The sequence below is a fragment of the Vibrio sp. V03_P4A6T147 genome (assembly GCF_002241085.1).
Classification (GTDB): Bacteria; Pseudomonadota; Gammaproteobacteria; order Enterobacterales; family Vibrionaceae; genus Vibrio; species Vibrio anguillarum.
Genome location: NZ_NDIO01000003.1, coordinates 1 through 9,959, shown reverse-complemented (window position 1 = coordinate 9,959; position 9,959 = coordinate 1). Strand labels below are relative to the sequence as shown.

Genomic DNA, 9,959 nt, shown 5'->3' with positions numbered 1-9,959 from the left:
ACACGACATATTCCACTCTCTAACCTTGTTTTAATTGGTTAGCCTTACCGGTACTAGTCGCTGATTGCTTACGTTATGGAGTGGGAATGGCAGTTAAGGGTTTCACGCATGCAAATAAAGCCTCTTCAGGTCACCCTATGAAAAAAAAGTGGGTATTAAAAAGTCTTTTTTGGATAGTGCTGTTCACTATCGCAGCTAGTTTTGCCACTTTACTTTTAGTGAGCTATCAAGAGTATACAAGCCCCAAAAATGTCTATGGTTCATGGATCGAAATCGGTACACCTAGCTATAGCACTGAGGTTCTAACTCTCAATTCAAATGGCGTGTTTCGAAATAATCGCTTAGTCAGCACTCAGTTTGAATATGATGGGGATAAAATTGTGATTAACACTGGTAGTGGCGTGACCATTTACCAACTTGCTGGGACAACAAACTCCCCTCAACTCAAGCGCATTGAACCTGTCATGCCTTTACAACGCTTTATCAAACAAGGCTATGAAAGCACGGTGGAAAACGATGAAAACGGCGACCCAAGTAAAAATCGTCGTTCAGCATTATCTGAGCACTTTTCACAACCATAGCGCTTAAAGTGACGCGATCAGAGCTGAGTCTAAATAGAAAAACCCCCGAATCGGGAGCTCTGTTGATACTTTATATTATAGAGTGACGCCATATTTAGCGTGCGCGACGCGCCTCTACGGCACCAGCCAACTGACGCAATACCACTTCAGTGTCATCCCAGCCAATACATGCATCCGTAATCGATTGACCATAAGTGGCCGCACAACCATCCACGAGATCCTGACGTCCTTCAACGAGATGAGACTCAATCATCACACCAAAAATAGCATGTTCACCCGATGCAATCTGCTCGCTCACATCTTGTGATACCACCAGTTGACGCTGGTACTGTTTAGAGCTGTTTGCGTGGCTAAAGTCAATCATCACTTTTTGTGGTAAACCGGAGATTTCTAGTTCCTGCTTGATAGCCGCGACATGTTGAGCGTTGTAGTTTGGCTCTTTACCACCTCGTAGAATGATATGGCAATCAGGGTTGCCTGCCGTTTGAATGATGGCCGAATGACCATACTTAGTGACCGACAAGAAATGGTGCGATGCACTGGCAGAGCGAATCGCATCAGAAGCGATTTTGATATTGCCATCTGTCCCATTTTTGAACCCAACCGGACAAGATAGACCCGATGCGAGTTCACGGTGAACTTGAGATTCTGTTGTACGAGCACCAATAGCACCCCAACTGATAAGGTCAGCCACATACTGCGGTGTGATCATATCCAAAAATTCGCTCGCTGTCGGCATCCCCATATCGGTCAAATCAAGCAGTAACTTACGCGCCATGCGTAAACCATCGTTAATTTTATAGGTATCATTTAAATAAGGGTCGTTAATGAGCCCTTTCCATCCGACGGTTGTACGAGGTTTTTCAAAATAGACACGCATGACAATTTCAAGGCGATCACCTAGTTCATCGCGCAACACTTTAAGACGTTTTCCATATTCAACAGCCGCTTGAGGATCATGAATTGAACATGGGCCAATGATCACCAATAAGCGATCATCCTTATCTTGTAGAATATTATGAATGGCTTCTCGAGCCTGAAATGTGGTTGAAGAAGCAACTTCTGTTGCCGGAAACTTTTCTAGAACCGCAACAGGAGGTAATAACTCTTTAACTCGTTTAATTTTTACATCATCAGTCTGAAACATTGCTTACTTCTTCCTTATTCTTTTCTACTGCCTACCGAACAACGGACAGGTTGGATCTATACGCAGCCTTGCTTTCGGCTCTCCCCTGTAACTTATCTACTAAAAACCACAACTTCAATCATTATTTTCAACAAAAGGCAATATTGGCTACTTTTTTACAAAATTATCATTGCGTAAAAAAATAGTTACACCCTTGAGCTGGAACCCACAAATTAACGCTAATATGAGCTTCGTAGGTGCATTATCTCGTTGATATTGCTAAGGTAGGTGATAACAAAATAGCAACAAGATATTCAACCATGGATGCGATAGAGTTTGAAAAAGTAAACAAGTGGTACAATAATTTTCACGCTTTGAAAGACATTACTCTTCAGGTTCGTCGAGGGGAAATCTTAGTCGTGTGTGGCCCTTCAGGCTCAGGAAAATCAACATTAATCCGAACGGTCAATGGGTTAGAAGCTATCACCGCGGGCAAGATCACCCTGAACTCTAACCATTCCGACATCACACAGCCTGCGGGAAAAATCGGTATGGTTTTCCAGCATTTCAACCTTTTCCCTCACTTGACGGTGATTGAAAACCTTATTTTAGCTCCAATTCGTACACTGAAATTGAGTAAGCAAGCCGCAAGACAAAGAGCGAGCCATTTTTTACAGCGAGTGAATATTCTTGACCAAGCTGACAAATATCCGGTGCAATTATCTGGCGGTCAGCAACAGCGTGTTGCCATTGCACGCTCACTCTGTATGCAACCAGAAATTTTATTGTTTGATGAGCCCACTTCAGCTCTCGATCCTGAAACCATCCAGGAGGTACTGGATGTCATGGTAGATCTTGCTCAAGATGGCATCACCATGATGTGCGTCACTCATGAAATGGGTTTTGCCCGAAAAGTAGCGGATCGCGTCATTTTTATGGATGAAGGAAGAATTCTCGAGATCGCTACGCCGGAAGAGATATTTCGTCAGCCAAAACACCCAAGAACTCAACAGTTTCTCAACCAAATATTGAGCCATTGATGATAAAAGTACTGATAAAACCGATCTTCTCCGCTCTAGTACAGATAGTTCTATTGCTTGCGGGGATGGTATGGCTACTTGATTCTGGCGCACATGCTATGGGTTACCAGTGGCAATGGCATCGTGTGCCTGATTTCATCGCTTTTTACGACGAGGGGGAATGGTGGCCCGCGGAACTGCTCGAAGGGTTAGCCGTCACGGTACAAATCTCAACGGTCAGCCTATTTTTTACGCTAGTCATTGGCTTAACAACCGCTTTGTTGAAGCTTTCCAATTCTGTGGTAGGGCGTTGGTTGGCCAATATTTATATTGAGCTTATCCGCAACACGCCGCTACTGGTGCAGATATACCTGCTCTATTTTGTGTTTGGCCCAGTGCTGGGCTTAGATCGCTTCTCTACCGCCATTTTAGCTTTGGCACTGTTTCAAGGCGCTTATACTGCCGAAGTGTTTCGTGGTGGTTTAAACAGCATTCCGAAGGGACAGTTTGAAGCGGCACGAACATTAGGGCTTTCTCGTTTTTATACCTATGTTGATGTGATCTTACCGCAACTTATCCAACGTACATTACCTCCACTGACCAATGAAGTTGTGTCATTAATTAAAAACTCGTCTATCGTCAGTGTGATGGCTATTTTTGACTTAACCACTCAAGGTAGAAATATTGTCTCAGAAACGGCGATGCCATTTGAAATATGGTTTACCGTCGCTGCAATTTATTTACTGTTAACTCTTTCTTTATCAGGGTTTTCAGCATGGTTAGAACACAAACTCGGGGCGCAATGGCGCGCTCAATAATCATCCTTAAAAGGAGAACATCATGCAGCAATCTGCACCAAAAGCGTGGCAACGCGCTGGATTGAAGGCTATCGCCGCTCTATCGCTCGGGTTGACCATGTTACTAGGGATAACCATTTCCATACCCGCCTTTGCCAGTGAAACGCCTAGCCTTGATAAAATCACTGAACGAGGCACATTGCGTGTGGGTATGTCTACGTTTGTGCCTTGGGCAATGCGCGACAAGCAAGGCGACCTAATTGGCTTTGAAATTGATGTTGCCAAACGTCTTGCTGAAGATTCAGGTTGGAAAGTGGAATTTGTACCTACCGCGTGGGATGGCATTATTCCAGCACTCTTAGCACAGAAATTTGATGTCATTATCGGCGGCATGTCTATCACGCCAGAACGCTCGAAAAGCGTGCTCTTTACCACCCCCTACTCACATTCAGGCGTGCAGCTTGCTGCCAATCAATCCTTAGCTAATGGCTTTTCCACCATTGAAGACTTCAACTCTCGTCGAGTGACTATCGCAGCGCGACGCGGAGCATTTACCGTTCAAGTCGCTCGTGAAACCTTCCCCAAAGCCAAAATTCTGCAATTTGATGACGATGCACAAGCCTTTCAAGAAGTATTAAACGGCCAAGCACACGCCGTGATTGCGTCAAGCCCTAAACCTGAACATGAAACAGTGAAACACAGTGACAAACTGTTCATTCCTTTCAATGAACGGTTGTCCAAAGGAAACGAAGCGTTTGCCGTTCGCTTAGGTGAAGAGGACAAAAAAGCCTTTTTTGATCAATGGATTATTGAACGAACCAATGACGGCTGGTTAAATGAGCGCTACGAATATTGGTTCTCAACGCTAGATTGGCAAAACCAAATCGTCTCAGGGCAATAGCCTGAGGGGCGGATGTGAATAGAACAAAAACCGTACTGTATGAAAAACGGAGCCTTAAACCATGGCTACAATTATCGCTCAATAAGCTCGATTATGCGTTACTCGTAGCACTGTTAGGCTTTGTTATTTGGTTAACGCACCGAGCCGAGCTTGGGGTGAATTATAATTGGCGTTGGCAAGAAGCTTTTGCTCTGATTTTCACCCCAACGAGCCATGGTGCTATCCCTTATTTCTTTCAGGGGTTAGTTGCTACTTTGCGCTTAAGTGTCTGGGCGATGGTGCTGGCCCTTGTGTTAGGCACACTGCTTGGCGTAGCACGCCACTCTCATTTTTCGTGGTTCAGAATTCCGGCTAACGCTTTTGTGCAATTAGTTAGGAACATTCCGCCGCTGGTTTTCGTGTTCATTTTTTATTTTTTTGTCTCCAATCAACTGATCCCGTTGTTGGGCCTAGAAAACCTACTACGGGAACACCATGAGCCAACCAATGTCATTCAGCATTGGCTGTTTGGTCCTTCTCATCTATGGGAAAATTTGTTCTCTGGAATTGTGTGTATTGGGATGCTTTCATCGGCCTACATCGCTGAAGTTGTTCGTTCAGGTTTGGCCGGAATCGCTCAAGGTCAATGGGAAGCAGCGCACTCTTTAGGGCTGTCTCGATGGGTAAAATACCGATACGTCATTGCCCCTCAAGTATTGGCGGCGATCACGCCGGCTTTAGCTGGGCAAGCGATTTCTTTGGTCAAAGATTCTTCGATTGTATCGCTAATTTCAATTCAAGAAATGACGTTTGTTGGCACAGAAATCGCTAACTCTTCTGGGCTTATTTTTGAAATATGGTTGTTAGTGGGCGGTGCATACTTGGGTTTATGTTTAAGCCTCTCTTTACTGTTTAGGCGGCTCGAGCTACGCAGTTTACGCCATCTCTCGCTTCATCACTCTAACTAGATAACACTGAATTTGTCAGCGTCAGTTGCGCAACCAATCAAAGAGAAGCAACACGTGATGAGAAACAAAATAAGAACGATGTTTAGCGATTGCGCCCCCATTATTGAGAATGAATATCAGTTAGATGAGATAAAAGCTCGCTTTCAATCACGCCTTGAGTTCGGCACCGCAGGTTTACGCGGCATGGTGGGATGCGGCCCTAATCGTATGAACCGCCTGGTAATTCAAGAAACGGCGACGGGTTTAGGGCACTACCTCATTCAACAAGTCAGCAATGCCAAAACACGTGGGGTGGTGATTAGCTATGATGGCCGGCCAGATTCTCAGCAATTTGCACATGATACCGCCTCAGTACTCGCCGCGCTGGGGATCAAAGTGTATCTCACGCATAAAGTGGCACCGACCCCAGTAGTCGCTTTTGGGGTAAAACACTTTAATGCCGCCGCCGCAGTCGTAGTCACCGCCAGTCACAACCCACCCGAATACAATGGCTTTAAGGTGTACTGGGAAAATGGCGCACAAATTATTCCTCCTCACGATTCAGGTATTGCAGCAGAAATCGACTTAGCGGCAACGCGAGCTATTTCTCTGATGCCGTTAGACAACGCGCACCAACAAGGCCTTTTGCAATGGCTAACAGAAGAGTATTACCAAACTTACCGTCGTACCCTCAATCAAAGCCCATTGTTGAACCACCACACTGATCCGCAATGCCTTACCATTGCGTATACCGCGATGCATGGTGTCGGCGCTGAGATGGCTGAAACTTTGCTGCATGACGCTGGGTTTACCCATGTCATCAGTGTGAAAGAACAACGCGAACCAGATGGCCGTTTTCCGACCGTCAACTTCCCGAACCCTGAAGAGCCTGGGGCGATGGATATGGTCATCGCGCTAGCCCATGCCCAAAATGCCCAGTTGGCCTGCGCCAATGCCCCAGATGCCGACCGATTTGCCGTTGCCGTACAACGCGCGGATGGTCAATACCAAATGCTGACTGGCGATCAAGTTGGCACACTATTTGGGGACTATTTGCTCTCCAAAACTGATGCCTCAAAGCAGTTGGTTGGCAACACCATCGTCTCATCCAGTTTACTCGGTAATATTGCGCAGGCGAAAGGTGCAAAATACTACCAAACCTTGACTGGCTTTAAATGGTTGACCAACGTGGCGATGCAACAACAAAGCGATGAACAGCAGTTCTTATTCGCCTATGAAGAAGCATTGGGTTACACCATAGGGCAAACCGTTTGGGATAAAGATGGCCTTTCGGCCATGGTGGCATTTGCACAACTAGCGGCCGAATTATACAGCCAAGGTAAAACTATTTGGGATCAACTCGAAACCATTTACCGCCAGCACGGTTTTTACATTAATGCACAACGTAGCATTAAGTTAGACCCTAACTCACCGCCGATCGGTGACAAGCTTCGCGCCACACCGCCAACGGAAATCGCCGGTAGAAAAGTGCTCATGACCGACGATCTCAAATCACTAACACGTTATATTGCCGATGGAACAACGCAAGCGATTCAACTTCCTGCTAGCGATGTATTGACCTATCACTTGGAAGGCGGAGCGAGAGTGATTGTGCGCCCGTCGGGCACTGAGCCTAAATTGAAATGCTATTACGAGGTCGTCGGAGCCTTCGAAGCAGAAGAAGATTTCGCCAGCGCCGAGAAAAAAGCCGACGAGCAAATGGCGATGCTCATCGCAGAACACCAACACAGCTTGTAGCGCTCATTGCTGGACAAGCACAGCGAAATAACAGGCCGTCTTCAGTTCATTGTTGGCGGCATTTTTATTTCATCTGTTTAGGTTGCGCACTATCGCGACACTCTTTTGCCTTCAGTGGATAACACTGATATGCGCAATTTTGTACAAAACCATTCTGAATAAATCGGCTACACTGGTTGTTGCAAAAAGGTAGGATATGAAATGCCCAAGCAGAAAAGCAAAAAGAGAGAACTAGCCAAGTTTCATATCGCTAATGAACTTGGCGGAATTGAGCTTCTCGATGCACAATACGAAACACAAAACTTTTCGCGCCACAGCCACGAAGGGTACACGGTAGGAGTTATTGAACGCGGTGCTCAACGATTTTACCGCACCGGTGGTCATCATATTGCTCCACAAGACAGCATTATTTTGGTTAATGCCGAAGAAGTCCATAATGGCCATTCTGCTGTAAAAGGTGGTTGGGCCTATAAAGCCATGTACCCACTTCCAGAACAATTTAGTACCGTGCTTCAAGAGTTAGGTTCCTTTAACTCATGCGCTCCTTATTTTCCAGAACCCGTAGTCTACGATCCTGAATTAGCAAACCAATTTCGTTTAGTTTTTGATACGTTAGAGCAGTCGAGTAACCGTCTATTACGCGAAACATTAGTGTACGCGACCCTAACCAAACTGGTAGCACGTCATGCCAAAAGTCCTCCGATCTCACTACCTAAAACTAAAATTCAGCAGTCGCTCTATACGGTTAAAGAATTCTTAGATGACTTTCCTCAGGCCGATGTCTCATTAGAAGATTTATCAAAACTAGCTGGAGTTAGCCCCTATCATTTGGTTCGTTCATTTCAAAAAATGTATGGCTTCCCACCGCATGCCTATCAAATTCAAGCGCGGTTGCGTTATGCTAAAACACTATTGAGAAGTGGTCATCCCATTTCAGATGCTGCGCAAGAATCTGGGTTTCATGACCAAAGTCATCTACATCGCCACTTTAAGCGTGCAATGGGCTTAACGCCAAAACAGTTCTTAGCCAAATAGCAAGCGCAATTTTGTACAATCGCTTGACCCAACCTTGTGGCTTGATAGATTCATCACCTCCAGCAAAGGAATTACTATGGATAGCACACTATTGAACCACGTACATTTGGAACCTAGAGGTCGCCTCTTTGGGCAAGGCGCACTGGCCATGCTACCGCTGAGTATTGCCGTTTTACCATGGGGCTTATTGGCGGGATCATTTGCGATTGAAAGTGGCCTGACCGTATTAGAGAGCCAAGCACTCTCTGCGGTTTTATTTGCAGGCTCAGCGCAACTCGTCGCCACGGGGATGTTTAAAACAGGTGCAGGGCTGTTGACTCTGCTGATCACCACATTTTTCATCACTTCTCGCCATTTTCTCTACAGCGTTTCCATGCGCAGCAAAATCAGCCCACTCCCGACACGTTGGCGTTTAATTCTGGGTTTTCTGCTCACTGATGAGCTGTTTGCGGTCTGCGAACAACAAAATGAAAAACAGTTTAACCGCTGGTACGCGCTTGGTGCGGGTTTAAGCTTCTATTTAGTTTGGAATTTGGCCACACTGGTCGGCATTATTGCGGGTAGCTATATCCCCGATTTAAACGAGTTGGGGTTGGAATTTGCAGTCGCGGCTACTTTTATCGCCATTGTCATTCCGAACATTAAAAACATACCGATACTCGTTGCTGTCATCAGTGCCCTAGTGTTATCGGTAAGCCTTACTCTTTGGCAAGTTGAAGGTAGCTTAATGCTAGCAAGCATTGGCGCAATGTGTGCAGGTTATGTTTCTGAAGTTTTACTCTGTTCGAGCAGGAGGAACCAACGGTGATTCTGCTTTCGATCCTCGCCATGACCGCTTTGGTCTTTATGAGCCGTTATCTGTTCTTAGAGCCTAAATTACCGCTGCGTCTCAACCCAGTTATCCAGCGCTTACTCACTTATTCTAGCCCTGCTGTATTAACTGCTATTTGGGCTCCGATTGTGTTCCTGCCAGAGCAAACACTTTGGCTTGATCGCCATAATCCCTACTTGTGGGCCGCAGCATTAGCGGGACTGATTGCATGGAAAACCAAGAATGTCCTGCTGACCACGATCATCAGCATGGCGACTTTCTTTTTGCTAAATTTAACGCTCTTAGCCCATTAAAGACAGAGGCTGCGGTGCATACTGATAATAACCGCAGCCCGAATAGCGCAAATCAGTTTTATTGCGCTAGCCATTCAATCTCGATTAAAGTCTGCTCTCCACATTTAAGACGCCCTAAAAAGAGATCGCCACAATGCACTTCTCCAACTCCTTGTGGCGTTCCGGTCATCACAACGTCACCATCACGCAGCGATGTGTAAGATTTCAGCTCTTCTAAAATGATGGCGGGTGAATAGATCATTTGGTTTACACCACCGCACTGAACCCGAACACAATTGATGAATAGCTCTAACTGCAACTTATTGATGTCGATACCATGCAATGGCACAAATCGGCTAAGTACTGCTGAACCGTCAAATGCTTTCGCCCTCTCCCAAGGTAAACCTTTTGCTTTAAGCTGAGATTGCAGTACCCGCTTAGTCAGATCTAACCCCAAACCAACCGCGCTATATTGACCTTTTTTGATCAAAAAACAAATTTCAGCTTCATAGTGAAGCGTCTCTTGGTGAAACGAGGATAGAGTGGTTGTGATGCTCGTGTTGGGTTTATTAAACACCACCATTTGTTCTGGAATTGTGTTATTAAGCTCTTGAATATGTTCAATATAGTTCCGTCCAACACACAATACTTTAGACGGGGTTATCTTCTGTTTATCCAAACGAACCGAATGCATATACTCTTCCTTGAGATG

At 45.6% G+C, this 9,959-nt stretch carries 11 protein-coding genes; 9 read left to right on the top strand and 2 right to left on the bottom strand.

What is annotated here, in order from left to right; genetic code table 11:
* The first annotated feature begins 137 nt into the window (after nt 1–137).
* Nucleotides 138–581, top strand: a complete 444-nt coding sequence (locus tag B9J84_RS00110; RefSeq protein ID WP_026027942.1) for a DUF2850 domain-containing protein — start codon at nt 138–140, stop codon at nt 579–581.
* A 94-nt stretch (nt 582–675) separates the two neighbouring features.
* On the opposite strand, the gene aroG is transcribed toward B9J84_RS00110, so the two are convergent.
* Nucleotides 676–1,728: a 3-deoxy-7-phosphoheptulonate synthase AroG gene (gene aroG / locus B9J84_RS00105; protein ID WP_013868087.1), complete on the bottom strand. Its 1,053-nt coding sequence runs from the start codon at nt 1,726–1,728 to the stop codon at nt 676–678.
* 299 nt (nt 1,729–2,027) lie between these two features.
* Between aroG and B9J84_RS00100 the strand changes: the two genes are divergently transcribed.
* The 8 genes from B9J84_RS00100 (at nt 2,028) to B9J84_RS00065 (ending at nt 9,268) form a co-directional block, all read left to right on the top strand.
* Nucleotides 2,028–2,747: an amino acid ABC transporter ATP-binding protein gene (locus B9J84_RS00100; protein ID WP_094123249.1), complete on the top strand. Its 720-nt coding sequence runs from the start codon at nt 2,028–2,030 to the stop codon at nt 2,745–2,747.
* Nucleotides 2,747–3,544, top strand: a complete 798-nt coding sequence (locus B9J84_RS00095; protein ID WP_026027335.1) for an amino acid ABC transporter permease — start codon at nt 2,747–2,749, stop codon at nt 3,542–3,544. The genes B9J84_RS00100 and B9J84_RS00095 overlap by 1 nt, the downstream gene beginning before the upstream one ends.
* A 97-nt stretch (nt 3,545–3,641) precedes the next feature.
* Nucleotides 3,642–4,424 carry a transporter substrate-binding domain-containing protein gene (locus B9J84_RS00090; RefSeq protein WP_170935160.1) on the top strand — a complete coding sequence of 261 codons (783 nt, stop codon included), beginning with the start codon at nt 3,642–3,644 and terminating at the stop codon, nt 4,422–4,424.
* Between the two features lie 35 nt (nt 4,425–4,459).
* The gene (locus B9J84_RS00085) at nt 4,460–5,371 is read left to right on the top strand and encodes an amino acid ABC transporter permease (RefSeq protein ID WP_404206153.1); all 912 of its coding nucleotides are present in this window, start codon (nt 4,460–4,462) and stop codon (nt 5,369–5,371) included.
* A 78-nt stretch (nt 5,372–5,449) separates the two neighbouring features.
* Nucleotides 5,450–7,108, top strand: coding sequence for a phospho-sugar mutase (locus B9J84_RS00080; RefSeq protein WP_404206152.1), 1,659 nt, complete (start codon nt 5,450–5,452; stop codon nt 7,106–7,108).
* A gap of 201 nt (nt 7,109–7,309) precedes the next feature.
* Nucleotides 7,310–8,143: an AraC family transcriptional regulator gene (locus tag B9J84_RS00075; RefSeq protein ID WP_029189976.1), complete on the top strand. Its 834-nt coding sequence runs from the start codon at nt 7,310–7,312 to the stop codon at nt 8,141–8,143.
* 76 nt (nt 8,144–8,219) lie between these two features.
* Nucleotides 8,220–8,951 carry an AzlC family ABC transporter permease gene (locus tag B9J84_RS00070; RefSeq protein WP_094123246.1) on the top strand — a complete coding sequence of 244 codons (732 nt, stop codon included), beginning with the start codon at nt 8,220–8,222 and terminating at the stop codon, nt 8,949–8,951.
* Nucleotides 8,948–9,268: an AzlD domain-containing protein gene (locus B9J84_RS00065; RefSeq protein ID WP_013868095.1), complete on the top strand. Its 321-nt coding sequence runs from the start codon at nt 8,948–8,950 to the stop codon at nt 9,266–9,268. The genes B9J84_RS00070 and B9J84_RS00065 overlap by 4 nt, the downstream gene beginning before the upstream one ends.
* A gap of 58 nt (nt 9,269–9,326) precedes the next feature.
* Here the strand turns inward: B9J84_RS00065 and B9J84_RS00060 are convergent, their stop codons facing one another.
* Complete coding sequence (locus B9J84_RS00060; RefSeq protein WP_094123250.1) at nt 9,327–9,941, bottom strand: fumarylacetoacetate hydrolase family protein; 615 nt, start codon at nt 9,939–9,941, stop codon at nt 9,327–9,329.
* Between the last annotated feature and the right edge of the window lie 18 nt (nt 9,942–9,959).